Source organism: Halosolutus sp. YCN4 (assembly GCF_059736495.1).
Genome location: NZ_JCASSM010000004.1, coordinates 278,384 through 302,171 on the forward strand (window position 1 = coordinate 278,384; position 23,788 = coordinate 302,171).

The following is a 23,788-nucleotide window of genomic DNA, read 5'->3' on the forward strand; positions in this document are numbered from 1 at the left end:
CGAATCAGTGGGATACACTGGAATGAATCGAAATCCAAGCAACCCCGTCGACGGTGTCAGTCGACGATCGGTCCTGGCCGCTGGCGCAGCCGGCCTCGCCCTCTCTACCAGCGGCTGTATCGATCGCGTTCGGAGCGTCGTCGACGACGCGGGAGCGAAGCAATTCTCGCTCTCCATCCTGACAGTCCCCGCGGACGGCGACAGGGAAAACGTCCAGATCGCCACCCACCTCCAGGAGAACCTCGAGGCGGTCGGGATCGACGTCTCCGTCGAGATGCGGTCCCGATCCGAGTTTCTGGAAACCGTGCTGATCGAGCACGATTACGACGTTTACGTCGGCCGCCACCCCGCCGACTACGATCCCGACTTCCTCTACGAGGCCCTCCACTCTGCGTACGCGAACGCGAACGAGGACGGCTGGCAGAACCCGTTCAGGTTTTCGGATCCCCGCATCGACGACCTCCTCGAGAAACAGCGCCAGACCGATGGTGAAGAGCGAACAGCGGTAGTGACGGACCTGCTCGAGGCGATCGCACGCCGGCAGCCGTTCGTCCCGATCTGCGTCCCGGACGAGATCCGGATCGCCAGAACCGATCGATTCGATGGCTGGGAGGACGGCCACCTCGCGACGCGCTCGGGCTACCTGGGGCTCGACCCACAGGGGGACACGGAGCAACTCCACGCCCTGGTCACCGACTCCCGTATGTCCCGGAACGTCAACCCGCTCTCGGCGACGCTTCGCGAGCGCGGGACGACGATCGACCTGCTGTACGACTCGCTGTTGACCGAACGCGACGGCGAACCGATCCCGTGGCTGGCCGAGGACGTCGAGTGGATCGAGGTCGAGGACGGATCCGCGACGGCGACGGTCACGCTTCGTGAGGGTTGTTTCTTCCACGACCAGAACGGCGACGACGAGGACGAGGACGAGGACGAAGACGATATCGCCTGGGAGGACGAACGCGAGGAAGTCACCGCCAGAGACGTCAAGTTCACCTACGAGTTCCTCGCGGACACGTCGCTGGGGCTGGCCGACGTCCCGTCGCCGGCACCGCGGTACCGGGGCCACGCCTCGGCGATCGACAGGGTCGAGATCGACGGCCGCCACCAGCTGACGATCACGACGTCGACCGGGACGGAGGTCGGGGAACGGGCGCTTACCGCCCCGGTCCTGCCGGAACACCGCTGGCGCGATCAGGTCGTCGATCGTGCCGATGGCGACGACTTCGAGGCGTCCCAGGCCGAGTGGGGGCTCGTCACGATGAACAACATCCCACCGACCGGAAGCGGACCGTACCAGTACGCGGACCACGAAAATCGCGAGCACCTCACGCTCGAACGGTTCGACGACCACTTCACGCGCCGGGCCGACGTCGACCTCCCCGAACCCACCGTCGAGGAGATCCGGTTCACCGTCGATCCCGGAAGCAAGTCCTCCGTCGAACGCGTTCTGAGCGGCGGCGCCGACGTCACGGCCACGATGCTCGGGGCGAGTTCGATCGCGAACATCCCCGACGAGCAGGGGGTTTCCCAGATCGAGTCCCCCTCGCGGATGTTCTACCACGTCGGGTTCAACGCGCGCCGGTCGCCGTTCGGCGACCGCCACGTCCGTCGCGCGATCGCCCGCCTGATCGACAAGCAGTACCTTGTCGAGACCGTGTTCGACGGCTACGCCTCGCCGCTCGCCACGCCGGTGACCGGCGAGTGGGTTCCGGACGACCACAGCCTCGCGTGGACCGACGAAGACGACGTCGATCCCGTGGTCCCGTTCGTCGGCTCCGACGGCGACCTCGACGTCGAGACGGCGCGAGAACGGTTCCTCGAGGTGACCGGCTACCGGTACGACGACGCGGGCCGGTTACTGAAACAATACTGATGCTCGCCGAAGTGTTGGCGCGGGTCCTCGCTGCCGTCGCGGTCATGCTGGTGCTCTCGATCGCCGTCTTCATCGGACGGGATCGGCTCGTAACGACCCGCCGAGAGTGGCGGTCCCGGCTTCGGACGAGCGCCCCGGTCATCGCCGTGTTACTCGTCGTACTGGGAATGAACCGCGTGATGCGGCAGGCCGGGCCGGCGATCTCCAAGGAGATCGGGATCCGCATGTCCGCGACTTTCTTCGAGACCGAGGGGAAGTTCGTACTGATCTTCCAGGATATCGCCTTCCCGGAACTGACGACGTACTTCTCGCTCGTGTACGTCTACGGCTACACGTTCCTGCTGGTGTTCCCCATCGTCGCGTACTTCGCGCTCTCGGACACGCGGCCGTTCCGGCGGCTGTTGACGGCCTACTCGCTCAACTACGCGATCGGCGTCGTCCTCTACATTCTCATCTTCGCGTACGGGCCGCGAAACTACATGCCCGAACTGGTCTCCGAGACGATGCTGTACGACAACAATCCCCAGTACAAGTTCCTCACCCAGGAGGTCAACCGGAACGTTAACGTCTTCCCCTCGTTGCACACGTCGCTCGCCACGACGGTCGCCATCTTCGCCTACCGGACCCGGAGGGAGTATCGGCGGTGGTTCCCCGTCGCGCTCCTCCTCGCGGTCAGCGTCGTCATCTCGACGATGTACCTCGGTATCCACTGGGCGATCGACGTCGTCGGCGGGCTCGTCCTCGCGGCGTTCTCCGTCGTCATGGCCGAGCGTCTCGTCGACCAGGGGGTGCCGACGCGACTTCGGGCCAGGCTCGCCGGTATCTGGGAGGCGGCGACCGCCCGACTGACCGATCGATCCTGACAACCTGCAGGTTGGTTCGGCCGATCGATCCCGCCACGAGCCAACACAATACTGTTATATCACCACCTGCGAAGTGCAACTACTGACCGAAATGACCGAGAGACGACCCGCCCGGAACGACGGCGGGCAACTCAGCCGACGAGCGCTGCTGGCGACGACGGGTGGACTGACGGTCACGACTAGTGGCTGCGTTCGCCAGGTCCGTAGCACCGTCAACCGGGACGATCTCGACCACTTGTCGCTCACGATCACGACCGTCCCCGCCGACGGGGACCGGGAGAGCATCAGGCTCGCACGGGAACTCGCCGCCGTGCTCGAGACCGTCGGCATCGACGTTTCGATCGAGATGCGATCGAACGAGGAGTTCCTCCGGGCGATCCTGGTCAACCACGAGTTCGACGTCTACGTCGGCAACCACCCCGGCGGCACCGACCCCGACTTTCTCTACGAGGCGCTTCACTCGGTGTACGCCGACGAGTCCGGCTGGCAGAACCCGTTCGGGTACGCGAACCTCCGCGTCGACGACCTGCTCGAGGCCCAGCGGACGGTCGCCGCGGACGAGCGGAGGGACGCGGTGACGGACCTGCTCGAAGCGGTCGCCCGCGAACAGCCGTTCGTCCCGATCTGCATCCCCGAGGAACACCGTCTCGTCCGGACCGATCGGTTCGACGGCTGGAACGAGGGCCACCTTGCAAGGGGACGCAGCTATCTCGGCCTTGATCCGGAACCGGACGTGGACCGGCTTCGGGCCGTCCACACCGACGCCCGCCTCTCGCAGAACGCGAACCCGCTCATGGCCGCATACCGCGAGCGGGATCCGTTCACCGACCTGCTGTACGACTCGCTGGCAACAGACCGCGACGGCGACCTGATCCCGTGGCTGGCCGACGCCTGGGAGTGGGACGACGGGACGCTCACAGTGACGCTTCGGGACGACTGTCGGTTCCACGACGGCGCGTCGCTGACCGCTGAAGACGTGGCGTTCACCTACCGGTTCCTCGAGGACACCGCCCTTGGCGAGCGCGAGACGCCGGCCCCATCGCCGCGGTATCGCGGCCTCGTCAGCGCTGTCGACGCGGTCGAGGTCGTGGAATCGTCCCGACTCGAGTTCTCCGTCGCGACCAACCGGTCCGTCGCCGAACGCGTACTGACCGTCCCGATCCTGCCGAAACACGTCTGGGAGCCCCGATCGGCCGCGGCGGACGTTCCCGGCGTCCGGACCGCAGAGGGGACGACCGAGGCCGTCGTCACGGACAACTGGCCGCCGATCGGGAGCGGCCCGTTCCAGTTCGACACCCGCGCCGAGCGCGACTTCGTGACCCTGGCGCGGTTCGACGACCACTTCACGCGTCGGGCGGACGTCGCGTTGCCCGAACCGACCGTCGAGACGCTACGGATCCAGATCGATCCCCGCAGCACGTCGGCGATCGAACTCGTCCAGACCGACGCGGCGGACGTCACGAGCACCACACTCGAAACGTACGTCCTCGACGACGTCACCGATACCGAGGACACCCGATTGCTCGAGTCGCCGTCCTGGTCCGTCTATCTCCTCGGGTTCAACGCGCGCAAGGCGCCGTTCTCCAACCCGCAATTCCGGCGCGTCGTCGCGTCGCTGATCGACAAGGCGTGGCTCGTCGACGAGGTGTTCGACGGCTACGCCGCGCCGACCGCGACCCCGGTGACCGACGAGTGGACGCCCGATTCCCTCGCGTGGGACGGCGAGGATCCAGAGACGCCGTTTCTCGGGTCCGAGGGGGAGGTCGACGTCGCCGCGGCGCGATCGGCCTTCGAGGAGGCGGGCTTCAGGTACGACGCGGACAACCAACTCCGGGTGAGACACTGATGCTTACGCAGGTACTCACGCGGCTCGCCGTGGTCGTGACAGCGATGATCGTCATCGGGGTCGCCGTCATCGTCGGCCGCTATCGACTCCGCGCTACCCGCACGGAGTGGCCGGATCGGGTTCGAGCGGCCGTGCCGGTCACGCTCGTCCTCGCGCTCGTCTTGTTGTTCAACAGCGTCGCGAGACGCGTCGTCCCCGAACTCTCGTGGATGATCGGGTGGAACGCGACCTGGACCATCTACGACATCGAGGGCCAGTTCATCCCGTGGCTGCAGTCGTACGCCTCGCCGTCCGTGACGGCCTTCTTTTCGTTCACGTACATCTACGGCTACGTCTTCCTGCTCGTCTTTCCGGTGGTCGCGTACTTCGCACTCTCGAACACCAGGCCCCTCCGGGAACTGCTGGCGGCCTACACGCTCAACTACGCGATCGGTCTCCTGCTGTACACGTTCGTCATCGCCTACGGGCCACGGAACATGATGCCCGAACTCGTCCAGGCGCTGCTGTACGACACCTACCCCGAGTACCAGCACCTCACGCGACAGGTCAACCGCAACACGAACGTCTTTCCGTCGCTCCACACGTCGCTGTCGGCGACGGTCGCGTTCCTCGCGTACCGAACGCGAGCCATCTACCCGAAGTGGGCCGTCGTCGCGATCGCGCTCGGGATCTGTATCGCCATCTCGACGATGTACCTCGGCATCCACTGGGCGACCGACGTCGTCGCGGGGATCGGACTGGCCTACCTCAGCGTCGACGCCGCGGGCTTCCTCGTGGGGCGGTGGTCGCTGTCCGAGCGCGTCGACGTCGAGAACTGGGTCGCGGTGCTTCGGCGGGGTTGAACCGCCAGGGTGGCGATCGGCCGCGATCGCCGAACGCGTCGCTGGAAACCGGGGAGAACTGGAAAACGGGACGGCCTTACTGGTCCTCGAGCGCGTCGGCGATGCGCTTGAGGGCGCGGGTCTGGTCGCGCATCTCGTCGCGGAGTTGACGGACCTCGCGGACGAGTTCCTCGTTGCCGCTCTCCTCCTGTCCGCGGCCGCCGGGGCCGCCGCCCATGCCGCCGGGGCCGCCGCCCATCATGCCGCCCATCATCTGGGCGAACGGGTTGCCGCCGCCGCCCATGCCGGGCCCGCCACCGCCGCCGAACGGGCTCTCCGGCGGTTCGCCCTCGCCTTCGCCCTCCTCGGCGCGCTTCTCGCGGATCTCTTCGACTCGCTCTCGGAAGGATTTCTCCTCGCCCTCTCCGTCGTCCGCTTCGCCGTTGGCTTCGCTGTCGTCCGTCATACCTCCGGGTTCTTCTCGGCCGGGGAAAAGGGTTGCCATGTCTCGAGTCGATTCCGCGAGCGGCCGATCGACGGGCTAGCCGAACGATCCCAGCGACGACTGAAGCCGCCGATCCGTCGCTCCGTCCTCGAGTTCGTAGCCCACGAGATCCCGCATGTCCACCGCGTAGGTCGTGCCGGTCCGCTCGAGCACGAGGAGGCGTCCCTTCACGCCGACGACCGTCCCCGCCGCCATCGTCTCCCGGACCGGCCGGGTGTCGCAGTCGATCCCGTAGTCGAACGCGTACTCATCGATGACGTCGAACTCGGAGAGGGCGTCGCGCCAGGCGTCCTCGTCGACCGTACTCGCGAGGGACGCGATTTTCGCGTCGGTCCGGACCCGATCGACGAGCCGGGTGGCGATCTCGGCCTCGATCTCTCGGGCGACGCGGCCGTTCGAGACGGTGTGAACGTGGGCCGCTCGATCGGCCCCCTGCTCGCGCAGGCGGGTCTCGAGTCGCCGGTGCTTGGTGACGCCGACCTTGAACGTGTCCGGCGCGAACGCCGCGACGTAGACCGCGTGCTCCTCGTAGCAGTCCATCTCGTCTTTCAGGCAGGTGCCCGTACAGCGGGCGCACACCCACGTGCTGGTGTGATAGTCGCAGTAGGGCGTGGCGGGGCGGTCACAGGAGACGTGTCCGTCGCCGTCGACGACGCCGGCGCAGTGGCGCGATCCCAGCGTGTACGAGAGGGTCGTCCCCGGATCGAGCGGGCGGCGGTCGACGGTCTCGCCGTCGCTCACGAGCACCGCGGCCCCCCTGGCGCTCGGTTCGTAGCCGACCAGTTGCACGACTGCGGGTAGGATCCCCCACCTGAAATACTGTGCGTTCTCCGGCGTCACGGATCGACGAGTGCGATCCGAGACCCGACGAGTCCGATGGTACTGCCCGTCTCGTCGATCACGGTCCCGGACCGGGGCGATTTTTACGTCCCACGGGCGAAGAATTATAACCGGCGGCGACAATGCCCGCGCATGGAACTGGAGGGCGACCTCGACGTGCAGGTATCGGCGGACGCAGAAGACGGGACGGTCGCGTTCACGTTTTCGGTCACCAACGCCGGCGCGGACCCGGTCGAGCTGCAGTTTTCTGACGCCCGCAGGGCCGACTTCGCGGTCCGGGCCGACGGGCAGGAGGTCTGGCGGTTCACCGACGGCCGCATGTTCGCACAGGTCCTCGGATCGGACCGGCTCGCACCGGACGAAACGGCGACCTACGACGGCGAGTGGACCGATCCCCGGCCCGGTACCTACACCGCTGTTGCCGAACTCGAAGCACAGAACGCAACCTGCAAAGCGCAGACCGAGTTCACGGTCTGACCGCTCTCACGACTCCTCCTGTGTCCGCTGTCTCCGGACGCTGAATCGGCCGAGTACAAACTATTCGCCCGTTTTGAATCGAGTTGTTCTATTCCTAAATTATATACGCGGATTCGTTGGCCGTTCTACAGGATGCAACGATCGAAACCCCAGTCGTCGGCTCTCGCGGCGCTCGACACGGCACGGTTGAAACTCGTGTTCGTCTCCCTCGACGCGAACGGCGCGACCTCGACCTGTCGAAACTCGCGCTGTTGCCGATCATCGACGCACTGTCGCGAACGGGCCTCGTGGCACGAACGGAGGACGGCTATGGACGAACCTGATCGCGGAACGGGACTCCGGCGGGCGAACCGAACCGTCGATCGCGATCGAGCGGGCCGCGGAGGCGCGATCGACGATGACTGACCCGACGCTCTCCGATCGAGCCTGTCTCGTGACCGGCGGATCGCGAGGCATCGGCCGCGCGATCGCGATCGAACTGGGCCGGCGGGGCGCGGACGTCGTCGTCAACTATCGGTCCTCGGAGGCGGCCGCTCACGAGGTCGCCGACCGGATCGACGAGGCCGACGGCGACGGGCGGGGCTACCCCGCACAGGCTGACGTCGCCGACTTCGATGCGGTCGAGGAGATGCGGACCGGGGTCCGCGAGGCGGTCGGCGACCTGGACGTCGTCGTCACCAACGCGGGGATCAACGTCGATCGGACGTTCGACGACATGACCGTCGAGGACTGGCGCCGCGTCGTCGACGTCTCGCTCCACGGCGCGTTCAACACCACGAAGGTCTTCTACGACGACGTCCGATCGGCCGACGAAGGGCGACTGATCACCGTTTCGAGCGTGATCGGCAAACAGGGCAACGTCGGACAGGCGAACTACGCGGCCGCCAAGAGCGGCCTGTTCGGCTTCACGCGATCGCTCGCGCTGGAACTCGCGGAGTGGGGATCGACCGCCAACTGCGTCGCGCCGGGATTCACCCGGACGTCGATGGTCGAGGCGATTCCCGAGGAGATCAAAGAACGGATCCGATCGGACGTCCCGCTCGAGCGGTTCGCCGAACCCGAGGAGATCGCCGGTCTCGTCCGGTACCTCGCGAGCCGGGAGTCGTCGTACATCACGGGCGAAGTGATCGACATCAACGGCGGTGTCGATCTATAGTAGCCACTGACAGTCAGTGCCCACTCGATCGCACGACGACTGACCGATCGATGTGGAAACAGTGTCAGTGGCTACTATAGCGGCGACGCGGGCCGCCAGCGAAGTCACTAAACCGTCCCCATCCTAACGCCCGCCTATGCAAGCGCTGGTCATCGCGGCGCACGGCTCGCACCTGAACCCGGACGCCTCGGACCCGACGTACGCCCACGCGGACGCGGTCCGCGAGACGGGCGCGTTCGACGAGGTCCGGGAGGCGTTCTGGAAGGAAGAACCCCACTTCCGCGAGGTGATCCGGACCCTCGAGTCCGACGAGGTGTTCGTCGTCCCGCTGTTTATCAGCGAGGGCTACTTCACCGAGCAGGTCATTCCCCGCGAACTCCGACTCGAGGAGTGGGACCCGGACCTGTGGGACTCGGACGGTACCGACGCCTCGCAGGTCACGCTCGAGGCGACGGACGTCGACAAGACGATCCACTACTGCGGCCCGACCGGGACCCACGACGCGATGACGGACGTCATCGTCCAGCGGGCCGAGAGCGTGACGGGCGATCCGGACGTCGGCGAGGGGGTCGGACTCGCCGTCGTCGGCCACGGTACCGAGCGGAACGAAAACTCCGCGAAGGCGATCGAGTACCACACCGAACGGATCCGCGATCGCGATCGCTTCGACGAGGTGAAGGCCCTGTTCATGGACGAGGAGCCGGAGGTCGACGACGTCACCGACTACTTCGAGAGCGACGACGTGGTCGTCGTCCCGCTGTTCGTCGCGGACGGCTACCACACCCAGGAAGACATCCCCGAAGACATGGGCCTGACCGAGGACTACCGACTGGGCTGGGAGGTCCCCGCCGACGTCGACGGTCACCGGATCTGGTACGCCGGCGCCGTCGGCACGGAGCAACTGATGGCCGAGGTCATCCTCGAACGGGCCGCTGACGCCGGTGCCGACGTCGGCGACGCCCGCGACCTGATCCAGGACGCCGCGAGCGTCGCCGGTCCGGACGGCGATCGAGATCCGAACGCCGGCGCAGAGGCGGGGGACTGACCGTGACCGTGGCGACGGCCGACTTCGACGGACTCCGTGAAACCGTCGAGGCGGAGGGCGCGATCGCGTTCGACGGTCTCCACCTCGAACGAGGCGACGAGGGGTACGTCCTCGAGACACCCGACGGCGACTGGCGCGGACTCGACGAGGAAGGTCTTCGCGACGCCCTCGAGACGGTCGAGGAGTACGTGACGAACTGGCGGTACTGGCAGGAGACGGTCGGCGGCGAGGAGACGGCCCGTCGGGCGTTCCTCCGGTGGTGCGAGCGGGCCCCGATCGCCGCCGTCGAGGACGACGACACGGTCGGGAGCGGCGACCACCCTCACGCGCCCGACGACGTCGAGACGCGTCCCGTTCCGGAGCGGTACGAGTTGCTCCGGGACGGCCTCGATCGCGAGTGGGGCGAACTCTGCGTGACGGCCCGTCTCGTCGAGAGCGACGCGGGCGAGGAACCCGCCGGCGAACGCGTCTACGACCTCTGGCACGTCGACGACGCCGACACCGACCTCGGGGCCCTCGAGGTGTACGACGATCCGCGGGACGCCCGCGAGATCGCGACCGCCGACGCCGACGATCGGTACCGGCCGCTGAAGACCGCTCCGACGCTGGTCTCGGGGTGGGCCTTTACCGGCCTCTCGGGCGGAGAACTGGTGGAGACGATCGAGTTCTTCTATCCGGCCACGATCGCCAACTGGCACCGCGAACTGCGGGGGGAACTCGACGTCGACCACTGGCTCGAGACCGCCGAGCGCCAGAGCGGCATCTACGACGTCATCGACGAACTCCCACGGGAGGCCGTCGACTGGATGGCCGAGGCCTGTTGCGTCGATTCGCAGTGCCTCCGCCGGCGGGAGTGGGAGTACGAGGCGGGCGACGAACTGGACTCCGACGGTGGTGACGGCCCGTTCCCCTGCCGGGAACCCTGCTCGCTCGTCGTCGCCGCCGCCCGCAAGTGGACCGTCCTCGAGTCCGAAACGGAACGGACCTACGAACTCGAGTTGACCCCGAGCGAACTGAACCAGCTGACGGAACTGATCGACGCCGTCGCGGAGGGACGCACCGACGAGATCCGCGAGGCGGACGTCTACGACGGTGCCAACCGGTATCGCGCGCGCTATCTCCGGGCGAAGCGCTTCGACGAGGAGGGCTCACTCGCGGCTCGCGAGGTCGACGAGTAGCCGCGATCGGCTAGCGCAACAGGAGGCCGAGCCCCACGCCGACCCCGCCGACGACGATCGCGAGGCCGCCGAACGCGACGGGACCGCCGATCGACGCCGCCGTCGCGGTCGCGATCGCGATCGCGACGAGGCCGAGCGCGACGACCGCGATCGTCCCCAGTTCGATGTCGATCAGCGCCGAGACGCCGGTCACCGCGCGTTCGATCGGCGTCGGCTCCGGGTCCGAGCGGGTCGGGTCGGCGAGCGAGTCGTCGACGTCGACCTGTGGTGGGCCGGGCGTGATGATGACGTCGATCGAAACCGATTCGGCGCCGTAGCCGCCGACGATCTCGAGCGTTCCCCTGACCGGATCGTCGATGTCGTCGACGTCGACGTTGATCGGGACGGGCGTGACGTCGTCCGGTTCGACGTAGTAGTTCGACTGCGGGATCGACGCGATGCGATCGAGGCGCTCGTCCAGCCGACAGTGGACGTGAGCCGGCGTCTCGTGGCCGTGGAGCACGAGTTCGATCGGTTCGCAGGTCTCGACGGAATCCACGTCAGTCTCCAGGACGGCGTCGGTGGACCCGCGATTGACGTGAATGGTGACGTCGAGGGGAGACACGATCGATCAGGCCGGGGTTTCTTCGCGCATGTCCGGCGGCAGCAGGTTCGGAATGCCGTCGTCGATCGGGTAGCGCTCGCCGCACTCGGTGCAGACGAGGTCACCCGCGACGACTTCGTCGTCGTCGTATTCGGCGTCTTCGAGTTCCAGGTCGTGTTTGTCTAGTGGACAACAGAGGATCTCCAGCAACGACTCGTTCATGGTATACAGCATTTCCGCCGTCAGCAAAAGGTTTCGGGATCGGACGGAGAGTATCGCGCGGTGAAGGCCCGGGAACGACGTCGTTACTCGTACGGGTTCTCGAGGACGATCGTCTCTCCGCGACCGGGGCCGACGCCGACCGCGTAGATCGGGGTGTCCAGTTCGTCGGCGATGTACTCGAGGTAGGTCCGGGCGTTCTCGGGGAGTGCCTCGTAGCCCTCCTCGGCGACCGCACCCCAGTCGACGTCCGGCCAGCCGTCGAACGTCCGGAACGTGGCCTCACAGCGACTCCACTTCTCGGTCGTCGGTGGCATGGTGAAGGTTTCCTCGCCGTCGAACTCGTAGCTGTGACCGACCTTGACCTCGTCGAGACCGGCGAGGACGTCGACGTGGTTGACCGCGAGACCGGTGAAGCCGTTCGCGCGGGCGGCGTGGCGGAGCATCGGCATGTCGAGCCAGCCGACGCGGCGAGGACGGCCCGTCACGGTCCCGTACTCGCCACCCTCGTCGCGGATGTAGGTCGCCAGTTCCTCCTCGTCCTCGCCCGCGCCCGATTCCGAATCGTACTCCGGCGTCTGGCCGTCGACGCCGCCCAGTTCCGTCGGGAGCGGGCCGGTGCCGACCCGCGAGAGGTAGGCCTTGACGATACCGATGACCTCGCCCTGGCCGACGACGGTCGGCCCGAGTCCCGTCCCGACGGCCGCGCCGCCAGCGGTCGGGTTCGAGGACGTGACGTAGGGGTAGACCCCGTGGTCGATGTCGAGCGACGTCCCCTGTGCGCCTTCGAGCATCACGTTGTCGCCGGCGTCGACGCGCTCCTGAAGGAACGAGCCACAGTCTACGGTCATCTCTTCCTCGGCGAGGCGCTCGCCGTACTCGCGGTAGGTCTCATAGAGATGGTCGACATCGAACTCCGGGCCGGTCTCTTTGTCGAAGACGTCCTCGGCGAGGGCCCGCTTCTGCGGAACGACGTACTCGAGTCGCTCCCGGAGCACGTCGGGGTCGAGGAGATCGCCGACGCGAACGCCGCGGCGGCCGGCCTTGTCCTCGTAGGTCGGTCCGATACCGCGCTTGGTCGTCCCGGCCGCGAGGTCCTCCTTCTCGTCTTCCTCGATGCCGTCGAGCAGTCGGTGATACGGGAGAATAACGTGTGCGCGTTCGGCCACGCGAACGTCGGGGTCGAGCCCCCGTTCGCGGAGCGTGTCGATCTCGTCGAACAGCGTCTCGGGATTGACGACACAGCCGTTACCGAGCACGCCGACCTTTCCCCGGACGGCGCCCGACGGAACGAGCGATAGCTTGTACTTCTCGCCGTCGTGAACGACGGTATGGCCAGCGTTGTCGCCGCCCTGGTAGCGAGCGACGACGTCGGCGACGTCGCCGTACAGATCGACGACTCCGCCCTTGCCTTCGTCGCCGAGTTGGGACCCGACGATTGTGACGGTCATAACAGCGGCGGATTCTTGCCGGGCCGATAAACAGATTACGGTATTGCCGGGTAGCTCGATCGAGAATATACACGGACGTGAATACCCCCTCGCGACTCCAGCGCGCGCACCAGGTCCGCCCTCGCCGATCGCCCCCCGCCAACCCGTTACCGGGAACGGAAGCGTTAACTACTGACAGGAACGACCCTCGAGTTGAGAGTGGTCCTCTCAGTTGTCGAGAGTAACTTTTAAAGGGCCCAAAGACAAGTTAACAAATGCCATGATAGACCGACTTGAGAAGGAAGTCGATATGTTGGAACGGCACCTGCAGGTCCTGAAGATGGTTATCGAGAACGAACCGATCGGGATCGTCAAGATGTCGAACGAGACGGGTTACCCGCACCACAAGGTTCGCTACTCCCTCCGCGTCCTCGAAGAGGAAAACCTCATCGAGCCCTCCAGCCAGGGTGCGATCAAGACCGAGCGCACCGCGGAATTCGTCGACGAACTCGACGGCAAACTCGACGACATCGTCGACAAGCTCGAGGGGATGAAGATCGAAGACGTCGCAGAGATCGAAGGCTAACGGGTCGTTCCTCTACAGTTCCGGAACGTTCATGTGGAATCCCTCGGACCGGGACTCCACCAGGCACAGGTGGTAGCCCGCTTTTCGCGAGAGATTGACGTAGCTCAGTTTCGAGCCGCGGCTGAGGAATCCGCCACTCGTCGCCTGTTCCGCGACCTCTAGCGCCCCGGGTTCGAAGTAACTGGACGTGACGACGATCGCGGCCGCGAGATCCGGATAGTTCACCTTCACCGCTGACGCGGCCTCTTCCATCTCCGCGAGCATGCCCTCGGTCGCCGGACTCCGCGAATCGTTGAGGTTCGCGACCACGAGCGGGTTCCCCATCTTGTCGTAAGCGACGACGTCGAACGTCACCTGGTCGGGAACCTCCTCGGTGTCGTCGTCTTCGAGCGAGATCGACGCGTGGAGCTCGGCCCGATCGATCCGTGGGATGGCGTCGTACAGGTCACCCATTCCGTCGGCGTGGCCGGTGTCCCTGATTTCGAAGAGCACCATCTCCGTGAGCCAGTCGACGAACCGGTACTCCATCGTCGAGGCGAGAAACTCCTCGTAGGGCTGTCCGGCGACGGCGACGTCCGCCGCGTCGAACCCGGTGTGGTGTTCGAGCCGCAGGTTCCCGGCCACCTCGTCGCGATCCGCTTCGCCGCCGTGAGCCCGCTCGAGCGTCGGCTGGCTCTTCGAGGCGTACCTGACGAAGAGGTTCGTCTCCGTGAGCGCCCGCTGGGGCTGCAGTTCCGTCCGGGCCTCGACGGCGGTCCCGGCTGGTTCGCTCGCCGACCCGGCCGCGTTCCGTGCCCGATCGAGTTCGGTCTCGAGTTCGTCGATCCGCGACCGCAGTCGCTCGACGGTCGAGACCAGTTCCTGGTTCTTCGATCGGAGCTGATCGCGCTCGGTCTGGAGTTCCTTGGCTTTCTCCCGGAGCGCGTCGCGTTGCTCCTCGTACTGCTGTAGGCGCTCGGTCAACGCCGCGATCCGTTCCTGGGCCTCCGACTGGGTCCGGTCCGTAGCGTCCCCGCCGGCCGACGGCTGCTCGGATCGACCCTGCGTCGCGGCCGCCGTCGCCGTCTCGCTTCCGGCCCCTCGATCGGGACCGGTGGCCCCCGAACTGGCCTGCTGGGACTCGTCGGGATTGCCGGCCGACTGTGCTTCGGACCTCGGCGAGGCGGGCGTGTCGCTGTTGTCCGGATCGATCGACGGAATGCTCCGGGCCTCGCGCCACTGCTCTTCCTCCTGGAATCGCTCCTCGAGGTCGTCCTCCTCGGTCGCCGGCGCCGACGAAGCGCCTGCCGCGTCGGTGTCGTCGCCCGCCGACTCGTCGGACTCGTCTGCGACCCAGGAGATGTCGTTTCGATCGAGTTCCTCGGCGGCGGCCTCGACCTCAGCCAGATCGGGACTGGCCGTCGAGTCATCGGTATCGGTCGACGCCGTCCCGAACCCCTCGGTCGTGGTCCCGGGTTCGACGTTGTCGATCTCGGCTTCGACTTCGGCTTCGTCGATCGGCAACCCGGACGCCGCCTCGTCGTGTTCGTCGTCGGTCGCCTCGTCGACACCCGGGATGCCGACGGACGAGTCGAGGCCGTGGTCGTCCGCGGGGCCGGACTCGGCGCTCTGCGTCGACTCCGGTTCGGCGTCGGTAATCCCGGCAGACGTCGGTTCCGTTTCCGTCTCCTCCGTCGTGGTGATCCCGGCCGGATCGTCGGTGAGGTCGATATCCGACATCAGCGACGACGAATCCGCGGTGGCGTCGTCTTCGGTCGCGTCGGCCGTCGACCCGTCGAGGTCGCCGACGTCGATCGCGTCGATCGCCGACGTCGTGTCGTCGATTGCGGACGTGTCGTCGGTCGACCCGGACGCGTCGCCGGGGCCGCCGGTATCGGCCGCGGTGGTCGTCGTGCCACCCCCAGTGTCGGTCGCGTCACGGCCGGTGTCGGTCGCGGCAGCCGAGTCGGTGCCGCCGGTACCCGGGACGTCGACGACCTCGATGTCGACGGTGGTCACCTCGTAGATGCCGACCTCGTCGTCGGCGCGTTCGAAGGCCTCGTCCCCCGTGATCAGCCGTTCGGCGTTGCCGATGTAGGCGGCGGCCATCCGGCGGCCTCCGTAGTAGACGGCGTAGTAGTCGCCGCTGAGCACGTTTTCGCTCAGTTCGACGTAGCCGGTGAACGATCCGTCCTGGAGGGTGCGATCGACCTCCCGGAGCGGCGTCTCGTTGGTGTAGTACTTCGCTCTCGTCTCGCCGCCGCGTTCCTCCATCGCAGAGAGCAGTGGAAGCGACGGGTGCGGTGCGTCGTAGCGGGTTCCCGAGGCGTTCTCGAAGTCCTCGATGTCGCCGTCGACGACACCGACGATACGGCCGTTGAGCATGAACAGCCACGTTCTGCCCGCGGTCACGGCACCCGAGAAGTCCGCTGCAGCGAGATCAGAGAGACCGTCGTAGCCGCCGCTGAACGAACGCGAGTCCCACCGTTCGACGCGCTCTTGCGTGCGCGAGTCCATACGCCAACAAGCGGGAACCGCACCAAATACGTTTCGCCTAGATATCCCGTTCGCCGACCATTCCGGGTCGCCTATATTTTCGATTCCGCGTCCTCGGCGAGTTCCTTCATCCGCTTGCCGATCCGGCCCGCGCTCGAGAACTCGTCCTCGCTCATCGCCTTCGCCAGCGCGTTGCCGAGCACGAAGACGGCGTGTTTGTGTTCACTCTTCGACTTGTGAACGTGCGAGGGATCGACGTCGAGCTCCCGGTAGGGGTCGAACAGCTCTTCGTCGACCTCCTCGCGCTCGGAGAAGTACTCCATGATCACGACGAGTTCTTCGTGGAGCTCGAGGAGTTCGTCTTTATGCATGGACGCGTATAGGGAGGGTTTCGGTTTAAGCGTTGTGTGCCGATCGATCGCAAAGCCCGTATCACCCGCTCAGCGCGTCGGTATCCGACCACGCGGGACCGCCGACGGGCGATCGACCGCGACCACGAGGATCCAGCCGCCGAACGCGAGCGCGGCGACGAACTCTGGGACGGCGAACCACGCCCACGGATCGGCCGCGCCGGCGCGATACAGCAACCACCCGAGCCACGCGATCGGGTGGGCGATCCCGAGCCAGATAGAGACGAGTCCGCCCCGCCGATCGTCCGCGAGGACCTGCCCCGTTCCGTAGATCCACTGGGCGATCGGAGCCACGCCGAAGAACGTCAGCGCCGCCAGGAAGTGGCGTTCGGTCTCGAGGTAGACCGCCGTGTGATCGAGAAAGAAGACGCCGACGCCGATCAGACCGGCGACCGCGACGACGAGCAGGGCGACGCCGACGCGCTCGAAGACGCCGCGGCTGGTCCGCCAGAGGCGCCACGCGAACGGCAGGCCGAGCAGTCCGCCGACGATCAACCCGCCGTTGAACAGCGCGAACGTCTCCGCACCGTACCGGCCCATGTCCGAGAGCGCCCGGCCGCGCCACGTGAACGTCTCCGGCGACGCGACGATGGTCGCGAGGACGACCGCCCCCAGGGCGACGATCGGTGCCGCGATCCCACACCGCGTCGCGATCCGCTCCCAGTCCCTGTCGCTCATCGGCCCGGACTCGTCGGGGACGGATCAAGAATCTACTCGTTCAGAAACGGCAACCGGTCGGGAACTCGATACTGGCGGTGAGAACTGTCGACCGAATCCGCACTCAGTCGGCCGCGACCGATGGGGCCCTGTTGCGCTGGCCCGCGGGGAACCACGCGAGTTCGTGATCCGCGGTGACGCGAACCCGGACCCGTTCGTCGAGGTCGATCCGATCGGAGTGGTTGTGCATGCACTCGATCGTCTCGCCGGTATCGAGTTCGACCCGGTAGAGGACGGTCGGGCCGAGATACCGGCGGTAGACGACGGTTCCGTCCGCCTCCTCGTCCGCCTCGTCGGCGGGGTAGGCCGTCACGTCGTCGGGCCGAACCAGGAGGTCGATGTCGGTGCCGTCGTACTCCTGGGCGAGACCGTTGACGTTGTCCCGGAGGACCCGACCGAGCGCGGTGTCGACGTGGTCGCCCTCGACCGCGCCGGAGAGGAAACTCGCGTGGCCCAGAAAACCCGCGACGAACCGGGACTCCGGCTGCTGGAACACTTGTTCCGGCGTGTCGACCTGTTCGATCCGGCCGTCGTTCATCACGGCGACACGATCGGAGATCGACAGCGCCTCCTCCTGGTCGTGCGTGACGGAGATCGCGGTGACGCCCGCCTCCTTGATGATCCGGCGGACTTCCTCGCGCATCTCGACGCGCAGGTCGACGTCCAGGTTCGAGAACGGTTCGTCGAGCAGGAGCATCTCCGGTTCCGGCGCGAGCGATCGGGCGAGGGCGATCCGCTGTTGCTGACCGCCGGAGAGTTCGCCGGGGTAGTCCTCGCCGTGGTCGGCGAGGCCGACGAGGTCGAGGAGGCCGTCGACGCGGTCGTCGCGCGCGGACTCGTCCCAGTTCTGGAGTCCGAACGCGACGTTCTCGCGGGCGGTGAGGTGAGGGAAGAGCGCGAACTCCTGGAATACGACGCCGACGCCGCGGTCCTCGGGCGGGACGAACCGCCCGTTCCCCGCGACGGAATCGTTCTGGAGTCGAATCCGGCCGGCATCGGGTTCCTCGAGGCCGGCGATGAGGCGGAGCGTCGTGGTCTTGCCGCACCCGGAGGGGCCGAGCAGGGTGAGAATCTCGCCGTCCCGGACGGACAGGGAGAGGTCCGAGATGACGGCCTCGCTCCCGTACCGTTTGGCGACGTCGTCCAGTTCGAGAACCGCGTCGTCCGCCGTGGACGTCGCTTTCGTGGGTTCTGGAGACGTTTCGTCGGCCACCGTCGTGAGCAGTTGTCCGTTCGCCATTCTCGACTCCCCGGCGTCAGCCGGCGCACATTCGATTTAGGCGTCCCTAAAACACTTATATTTGCCGGTTGGCTCCTGCCCGCCGGGAGCTACTGGGGCGGCTACAGTTCGACGCCGCCCGGGATGAGACTGTGCTGGCGCAGGAGGTTGCCATCGTCGTCGTAGACGAGGAACATCTTCTTGTCGAAGGTGACGAACGGGTCGCCGTCCAGCGTGATCTCGACCTCGTACCGTCCCTCGTCTTCCGTCGCCTCTTCGCCGTAGCCGCGGGCCGCCCGGATGAACCGAAGCACGTCCTCGGCCTCCTCGTTCAGTTCGAGCACGTACTCGCCGGTGATCCGGTTGGTCACGCTCACTACTCCCGCAGTGTCGTTCCCGAGCGGTTCCTGCAGGCGAAGGGCTGCGTCGGTTTCGGCAGCGTCGAGAACGTCTCCGTCGGGACCAGTAAGGCGCTCGCGAAGTTCCGTCGCTGGGCCGGTGAAATCGATCGATACCGCGGGCTTCTTCGGTTCGCCGTCGGTTTCGACCCAGTCGACATTGCTGACGTCTAACGTGAAATGCTCGCGCCTCATTCCGTACCAGTTGGTTCGCACTCCCGCCGTATGAACGTAACGCACGACGAACCGGCGCCGATCGGATCCGACTGCCGACACGATGGTCCCGCCGGTCGGCCGCCGATCGCCGGCCAGTCGAGGTCCAGCGCCCTCGAGATCGGGACGAACCACGCGATCGTCCTCGTCGGTCTCTCGATCCTCTTGTTCGCCGTCTCCGTGTGATACGGACTTGCCGTGCGTCAGTCTCGGCGCAACCGCAACCGAGTCGCGATTGCGCCGCTACAGCAGTACAGGTGTCCGTCAGAGAGATCGATCGCGAACGCTTTTTGCACCCGCCACCCGGAGTACGGACCGATGGACCGTCGGGCGGCCGTCCGCGACACGTACGACCGAATCGCGAGCCACTTCGCCGCAACGCGGGAGTACGCCTGGCCCGAGGTCGAGGCCTTCGTGGCTGACTCGGTCGACGAGAGCGACGCCGTCGGACTGGATCTCGGCTGCGGAAACTGCCGGCACGCGGAGTTGCTCGCCGACGCCGGTCTCGATCGCGTCGTCGGCCTCGACGTCAGTCGCGGCCTGCTGGAGACGGGGCGCGAGCGGGCCGCCGATCGCGAGTTCGACGTCGCGCTCTGCCAGGGCGACGCCGCGACGCTCCCGATCGCCGACGGCAGCGTCGACGCAGCCGTCTACGTCGCGACGCTTCACCACCTGCCCACGGCCGACGCGCGCCGGGCGAGCCTCGACGAACTCGCACGCGTGCTCGCTCCAGGCGGGCGCGCCCTCGTCAGCGCGTGGTCGACCGCCCACGATCGGTTCGACGAGACCGAGGGGTTCGACACCACGGTCGAGTGGACCCTCCCCGGGGGCGAGACGGTCGATCGGTTCTACCACATCTACGCCCCAGACGAGTTCGAGCGCGATCTCGCGGCGAGCGACCTCGACGTCGTCGAGTGGGAGATCTCGAGCGGGAACTGTTACGCGGTCGTGACTGCCGCCGAGCGCTGATCCAGACCGCCCGTCGCGATCGGGTTTCGAGCGGCCGTTCGGCTCGGTCCCGAGCGATCGCGATCGGTCGAATCGCCCGCCGGAACTCGATCGGAAAAGCAAGAGCCTTATTGGTCGAGCGAAAAGCGGGAGATGCGCGCGGATGGTCTAGTGGTAGGACCTGAGCCTTCCAAGCTCATGGCCCGGGTTCAAATCCCGGTCCGCGCACTCCACAGCCCTTCTCTCGTTGGTTTTCCGGGTTTCCAGAAATGACCCGACTATGCCAATCCAAGCTCACAACGTGGGTACTCGAACAGTATCGTTCCGCCGTCATGCGATTATAAAAAGTATCAGGCTTACTAGAGCTAGCAGAGCCGAATCCACGGCTCTCCCCCGACTCGAGGTGATGACGTGATGTTGGACCGTGAGAACAAAGTCGAAGATATCGTCGTGGTACCAGAGCCATCGCAACGGTATCTGAACCAGCGCCAGCTCGAGGACTACTACGGCTTCCGCGAAAACCTGATCCGGTGGCTGCTCCACCTCGGGAAGGACCCGGAGAAAGCCGAGGGCTACGCGTACGACACCGTCCGCCAACGCTGCTACAAACTCGACCAGTTCTACCGCTGGCTCTGGAACGAAGAAGACGGCTACAGCCTGACGGTTACCGAGGAACACGCGGACGCGTACACGAAAGAACTGGTCTACGAGGAGAGCAGTCAGACGCATAAAGCAGCGGTCCAGAAATCGATCAAAGCTCTGTTCAAGTACCTGAATCACGAGAAAGGGAAAGACATAGACTGGGAACCCGAGATCAAGTTCACCAACGGCGGCAACACCCACCAGGTCCGCGACTTCCTCACACCGGAGGAACGGAGAAAGATCAAACAGGCCAGCCTCGAGTACGGCTCCATCCCCCACTACAACTCTCTGGATCCGCGCCAGCGCGACAAATGGAAGCAACACTTAGCGCAACGGTTCGAGAAACCGAAACGCGAGATCGGAAAAGAGGAGTGGGAGCGGGCAAATGGCTGGAAATACCCGTCAATCATCTACACCACGATGGACGCCGGCTTCCGACCGATCGAGGTCGGCCGCGCACAAACCAGTTGGCTGGACCTCCAGAACAAGATGCTGCGGATCCCGAAGGACGAGTCGACCAAGAACAAGGACAACTGGCGCGTCGCAATCAGCGAACGCACCGCCCACATCCTCCAGAAATGGCTGAACGAACGCGAGAACCGTGAGAAGTACAGCGGGACGGATACGCTCTGGCTCACCAAGTACGGCAACCCGTATGGAAGCTCATCCCTCAACCGATTGCTCCGGAAGCTGTGTGAGGAAGCCAATATACCGGTCGAAAACCGCGATCTTTCCTGGTATTCGATCCGACACAGTGTTGGAACACAGATGAGCCGTGACCAGGGACCCGCCGCTGTCCAACAACAACTGCGACAGAAAAGCTACGAGATGGCCGTCCGGTACGATCAAGCACCTGTCGATGATCGTCAAGAAACGGTCAACAAGTGGGACTAGACATACCCCCTTCAGAAAACTCAGTGTATAGTATAGTCGCCCGGGTTTTCAAACCCGATTCAAGGCTGATTTCCGGATACAGTGCAACGGACTCAAGGCTGATTCAAACCTGTCTCGAGCCTGAATCGGAATTCCGGCAGGGAGCAGTCAACACTTCTAAGGGGCCGTGTTTAGACGTAGCAACGATCAGCTCTCACGCGTTATGCTCTACGTGCGAAACTGGACCGTGAGGTGCTCACCACCGAGTTCTGTTTGGTCGACAGAACTCATAGCTCGTCCATTCAGAAGCGTCTAAACAAGACCCATCTAAGGTAGGTGGGCTCGAGGTGTCGTCGTACCGCAGGTCTGGCTCCTCCGGAATCGAACACAAATATCATACTTCGGTTCGCCTCCGCTGTTCTAGTCGAGCGGACGGGCCCGCTTCGGTGCATCGAACACACGTTTCTGGCCGTCGATCACGCGTTCGACCATTCCCTCCGGCTTCTCGACTTCGATAAGCCCCAGGTCCTCGAGTTTGGTGAAGCAGTGGTTGACCTCGTGGTTCACCAACTCGGTTGCTCTCGTGATCTTCTCGATGTCATCTCTCCCGTTCTCGATGCATCGGAGAACCTGTCGATCTTTCTCCCGTAGTGCTTCTACTTCCCGTTCTTCAGGTTCGTGGACCGTGAGTTCGTCTGTCGCGACTTCGAGAATGTGGTACTCGGCGTCCTTTAGGTCCTCAAGCCGTGTGAACGGCTCCCCGTCGGCAGTGTAGAAATCGTAGCTCCCGTATTGGTCGCTGTACCGGTCGCCGTTCCGGTTCACCGGGTCCTCGACGATCTGCTGGAGCGTATCAGTGTCTCCTTCCTCGACGACGAAGATGCACTCTCGGTCATCTTCGACTGCCCGCTCGAGGTTCTGGAGGACTTTGGCGGGTTTCGACAGCGTCGCGTGCTCGGCCTCGAGGTTGGCAACGTCACCAGTCGGGAGGTGAACGTGGCCGTCCGGTCTCTCAGCACCCACATCCTGATAGAGCAGATCGACACGGAGACCGCGCTTCTCAAGCCGCTGTTTCGCGGTCGTAAGGAGCGCCCGGTGCTTTTCTCCGCCACTGTTTGTTCCTGGACCGAGAGATGGACTGAGGCTAGTTCCCTGTGTGGGTGGCGTAGCACTCTGGTGTTTGATGTCGTCGACGTGGTCCCTGTTTCCGTCCCACGGTGGGTAGGTGTCGATGATTCTGGCGTTGTCTCGGTTTCCTTTGCCGGGTGTCTGAACGGCCGCCCTGAACCGTCCTAACTCGGCCAGGTTGCCTTTCTCGATTCCCTGGAGCATTCCCGCGATCCGGGTCAGGTCCTCTGAACTGCCCGGGTTGAACGCGATCTTGGTATTGGTGTTGTTGATGACCGCTTTCTGCATTGGTCGCTCTAGCTGGTGGAGGTACTGGGTGGCGAGCCAGCAGCCTAACCGGTACTCTCGGGCTTCGGACAGGATTTTCGCAAAGTTGCTTCCTTCGCCGCTGTAGTTCTGTAACTCGTCGACGAACAGGTAGAACGGTGTCCGCTCATCTATAGGCTGTGTGACACGGCTCTGTGCAGCTGCCCATACCTTGGTGATGACGATCGAGCCGACGAGTTCCGAGACCGTGGCCCCGACCTCTCCCTTCTGGACATCCACCAGGATGAGTTTCTGGCTGTCTATCGCCTCCTGGAAGTCGATGCCTGAACCGTCGGCGTCGATCACCCGTCGGATCGCCGAGTTCATCATGAAGTCGTTGAGCCGGCGCTGTAACGGCTCCATCTCGTACGATGTCATGTCCTCTTTGACCCGGACCAGTTGCTCCCGAACGACCGGGTCCTGGATCTGGTCGATCAGGTCGGTGAGCGTCTCGTGGTTGATGACGCTGCGGTAGACGTCGACCAGTGTGTGCGAGTCGCCGTTTTTGATGTTGAGCTCGAGGTATGCGTGGAGGAGGGTTTCGAGGACCCGCCCGAACTGGTCACCCCAATTTTCGCTCTGTCGCCGGAACAGATCGATCAGGTCGGAGACGATGATCTCCTTCTGGTTTTCCTGCTGTGCCAGGGTCATCCGCCCGTTCGTATAGGGCTCGAGGACGTTGACCGAGGGAACGGTTGGATGTGCTGGATTGATATAGATGATGTCGTCCCACCGCTCCTCAGAAAGCTTCGCGATGAACTCGTCGATAAGATCGCCTTTCGGGTTGATGATACAGCAACCGTAGCCCTTGTAGGCGTCTTGTAACGCGACGTGAACCAGTTCCTGACTCTTCCCGTACCCCGTTGGGCCTGTCGTCAGGACATGGGTCAATCGATCGGTATCGCGGAGCGTGACGTCTTCTTCGACGCCAAGGATCGAGGTTCGGGTCCCGAGGTACGTGGTGCTGCGGTTCTCCGCATCTTGGATGACTGCTCTGGTTGTTTTCGAATTCACGTCAGGGCACCTCCTACGCG

23 protein-coding genes and 1 tRNA gene are annotated in these 23,788 nt (G+C 65.1%); 13 read left to right on the forward strand and 11 right to left on the reverse strand.

Going from position 1 to position 23,788, the window contains the following annotated elements:
* Positions 1–22: 22 nt before the first annotated feature.
* From AC6I6X_RS16030 to AC6I6X_RS16045, 4 genes are all read left to right on the forward strand, one after another.
* Positions 23–1,876, forward strand: coding sequence for an ABC transporter substrate-binding protein (locus AC6I6X_RS16030; protein ID WP_497931550.1), 1,854 nt, complete (start codon positions 23–25; stop codon positions 1,874–1,876).
* The gene (locus tag AC6I6X_RS16035) at positions 1,876–2,739 is read left to right on the forward strand and encodes a phosphatase PAP2 family protein (RefSeq protein WP_497931551.1); all 864 of its coding nucleotides are present in this window, start codon (positions 1,876–1,878) and stop codon (positions 2,737–2,739) included. Before AC6I6X_RS16030 ends, AC6I6X_RS16035 begins: the two co-directional genes overlap by 1 nt.
* Before the next feature lie 91 nt (positions 2,740–2,830).
* Positions 2,831–4,585, forward strand: coding sequence for an ABC transporter substrate-binding protein (locus AC6I6X_RS16040; RefSeq protein ID WP_497931552.1), 1,755 nt, complete (start codon positions 2,831–2,833; stop codon positions 4,583–4,585).
* Complete coding sequence (locus tag AC6I6X_RS16045; RefSeq protein WP_497931554.1) at positions 4,585–5,427, forward strand: phosphatase PAP2 family protein; 843 nt, start codon at positions 4,585–4,587, stop codon at positions 5,425–5,427. Before AC6I6X_RS16040 ends, AC6I6X_RS16045 begins: the two co-directional genes overlap by 1 nt.
* A gap of 76 nt (positions 5,428–5,503) precedes the next feature.
* On the opposite strand, the gene AC6I6X_RS16050 is transcribed toward AC6I6X_RS16045, so the two are convergent.
* Together AC6I6X_RS16050 and AC6I6X_RS16055 are read right to left on the reverse strand one after the other, a co-directional pair.
* The gene (locus AC6I6X_RS16050) at positions 5,504–5,911 is read right to left on the reverse strand and encodes a hypothetical protein (RefSeq protein ID WP_497931555.1); all 408 of its coding nucleotides are present in this window, start codon (positions 5,909–5,911) and stop codon (positions 5,504–5,506) included.
* Positions 5,912–5,947: 36 nt separating this feature from the next.
* Positions 5,948–6,700 carry a DUF2797 domain-containing protein gene (locus tag AC6I6X_RS16055; RefSeq protein WP_497931556.1) on the reverse strand — a complete coding sequence of 251 codons (753 nt, stop codon included), beginning with the start codon at positions 6,698–6,700 and terminating at the stop codon, positions 5,948–5,950.
* A gap of 183 nt (positions 6,701–6,883) precedes the next feature.
* On the opposite strand from AC6I6X_RS16055, the gene AC6I6X_RS16060 reads away from it, so the two are divergent.
* The 4 genes from AC6I6X_RS16060 (at position 6,884) to AC6I6X_RS16075 (ending at position 10,607) form a co-directional block, all read left to right on the forward strand.
* Positions 6,884–7,228 carry a BsuPI-related putative proteinase inhibitor gene (locus AC6I6X_RS16060; protein ID WP_497931557.1) on the forward strand — a complete coding sequence of 115 codons (345 nt, stop codon included), beginning with the start codon at positions 6,884–6,886 and terminating at the stop codon, positions 7,226–7,228.
* Positions 7,229–7,625: 397 nt separating this feature from the next.
* Complete coding sequence (gene fabG, locus AC6I6X_RS16065; protein WP_497931558.1) at positions 7,626–8,384, forward strand: 3-oxoacyl-ACP reductase FabG; 759 nt, start codon at positions 7,626–7,628, stop codon at positions 8,382–8,384.
* A gap of 136 nt (positions 8,385–8,520) precedes the next feature.
* Positions 8,521–9,429: a CbiX/SirB N-terminal domain-containing protein gene (locus tag AC6I6X_RS16070; protein WP_497931559.1), complete on the forward strand. Its 909-nt coding sequence runs from the start codon at positions 8,521–8,523 to the stop codon at positions 9,427–9,429.
* 2 nt (positions 9,430–9,431) lie between these two features.
* Positions 9,432–10,607, forward strand: a complete 1,176-nt coding sequence (locus tag AC6I6X_RS16075; RefSeq protein ID WP_497931560.1) for a DR2241 family protein — start codon at positions 9,432–9,434, stop codon at positions 10,605–10,607.
* Between the two features lie 10 nt (positions 10,608–10,617).
* On the opposite strand, the gene AC6I6X_RS16080 is transcribed toward AC6I6X_RS16075, so the two are convergent.
* The 3 genes from AC6I6X_RS16080 to AC6I6X_RS16090 all read right to left on the reverse strand — a co-directional run bounded on the left by AC6I6X_RS16080 (position 10,618) and on the right by AC6I6X_RS16090 (position 12,860).
* Positions 10,618–11,211: a DUF7524 family protein gene (locus AC6I6X_RS16080; protein WP_497931561.1), complete on the reverse strand. Its 594-nt coding sequence runs from the start codon at positions 11,209–11,211 to the stop codon at positions 10,618–10,620.
* A 6-nt stretch (positions 11,212–11,217) separates the two neighbouring features.
* Entirely contained in the window at positions 11,218–11,412 is a 195-nt protein-coding gene (locus tag AC6I6X_RS16085) for a methytransferase partner Trm112 (protein WP_250138423.1), read from the reverse strand.
* Positions 11,413–11,495: 83 nt separating this feature from the next.
* Positions 11,496–12,860: an adenylosuccinate synthase gene (locus AC6I6X_RS16090; RefSeq protein ID WP_497931562.1), complete on the reverse strand. Its 1,365-nt coding sequence runs from the start codon at positions 12,858–12,860 to the stop codon at positions 11,496–11,498.
* A 259-nt stretch (positions 12,861–13,119) separates the two neighbouring features.
* Between AC6I6X_RS16090 and AC6I6X_RS16095 the strand changes: the two genes are divergently transcribed.
* A complete protein-coding gene (locus tag AC6I6X_RS16095) occupies positions 13,120–13,425 on the forward strand; it encodes a hypothetical protein (RefSeq protein WP_250138421.1) in 306 nt (101 codons plus the stop codon).
* Positions 13,426–13,437: 12 nt separating this feature from the next.
* On the opposite strand, the gene AC6I6X_RS16100 is transcribed toward AC6I6X_RS16095, so the two are convergent.
* The 5 genes from AC6I6X_RS16100 to AC6I6X_RS16120 all read right to left on the reverse strand — a co-directional run bounded on the left by AC6I6X_RS16100 (position 13,438) and on the right by AC6I6X_RS16120 (position 18,839).
* The gene (locus AC6I6X_RS16100) at positions 13,438–15,921 is read right to left on the reverse strand and encodes a DUF7527 domain-containing protein (RefSeq protein ID WP_497931563.1); all 2,484 of its coding nucleotides are present in this window, start codon (positions 15,919–15,921) and stop codon (positions 13,438–13,440) included.
* Positions 15,922–15,992: 71 nt separating this feature from the next.
* Positions 15,993–16,271, reverse strand: coding sequence for a UPF0058 family protein (locus AC6I6X_RS16105; RefSeq protein ID WP_250138419.1), 279 nt, complete (start codon positions 16,269–16,271; stop codon positions 15,993–15,995).
* Positions 16,272–16,340: 69 nt separating this feature from the next.
* Positions 16,341–16,988: a DUF998 domain-containing protein gene (locus AC6I6X_RS16110; RefSeq protein ID WP_497931564.1), complete on the reverse strand. Its 648-nt coding sequence runs from the start codon at positions 16,986–16,988 to the stop codon at positions 16,341–16,343.
* Between the two features lie 103 nt (positions 16,989–17,091).
* Positions 17,092–18,267: an ABC transporter ATP-binding protein gene (locus AC6I6X_RS16115; protein ID WP_497931565.1), complete on the reverse strand. Its 1,176-nt coding sequence runs from the start codon at positions 18,265–18,267 to the stop codon at positions 17,092–17,094.
* Positions 18,268–18,368: 101 nt separating this feature from the next.
* Positions 18,369–18,839 (reverse strand): DUF5793 family protein, encoded by a 471-nt coding sequence (locus AC6I6X_RS16120; protein ID WP_497931566.1) that lies wholly within the window; start codon positions 18,837–18,839, stop codon positions 18,369–18,371.
* Positions 18,840–18,869: 30 nt separating this feature from the next.
* Here AC6I6X_RS16120 and AC6I6X_RS16125 point away from each other — a divergent pair, with 30 nt between their 5' ends.
* The 4 genes from AC6I6X_RS16125 (at position 18,870) to AC6I6X_RS16140 (ending at position 21,341) form a co-directional block, all read left to right on the forward strand.
* Positions 18,870–19,043 (forward strand): hypothetical protein, encoded by a 174-nt coding sequence (locus tag AC6I6X_RS16125; protein ID WP_497931567.1) that lies wholly within the window; start codon positions 18,870–18,872, stop codon positions 19,041–19,043.
* A 132-nt stretch (positions 19,044–19,175) separates the two neighbouring features.
* Positions 19,176–19,826, forward strand: a complete 651-nt coding sequence (locus tag AC6I6X_RS16130; protein WP_497931568.1) for a class I SAM-dependent methyltransferase — start codon at positions 19,176–19,178, stop codon at positions 19,824–19,826.
* 136 nt (positions 19,827–19,962) lie between these two features.
* A tRNA-Gly gene (locus AC6I6X_RS16135) sits at positions 19,963–20,033 on the forward strand.
* A gap of 186 nt (positions 20,034–20,219) precedes the next feature.
* Positions 20,220–21,341: a tyrosine-type recombinase/integrase gene (locus tag AC6I6X_RS16140; RefSeq protein WP_497931569.1), complete on the forward strand. Its 1,122-nt coding sequence runs from the start codon at positions 20,220–20,222 to the stop codon at positions 21,339–21,341.
* A 399-nt stretch (positions 21,342–21,740) separates the two neighbouring features.
* Here the strand turns inward: AC6I6X_RS16140 and AC6I6X_RS16145 are convergent, their stop codons facing one another.
* Positions 21,741–23,768 (reverse strand): type IV secretory system conjugative DNA transfer family protein, encoded by a 2,028-nt coding sequence (locus AC6I6X_RS16145; protein WP_497931570.1) that lies wholly within the window; start codon positions 23,766–23,768, stop codon positions 21,741–21,743.
* Between the last annotated feature and the right edge of the window lie 20 nt (positions 23,769–23,788).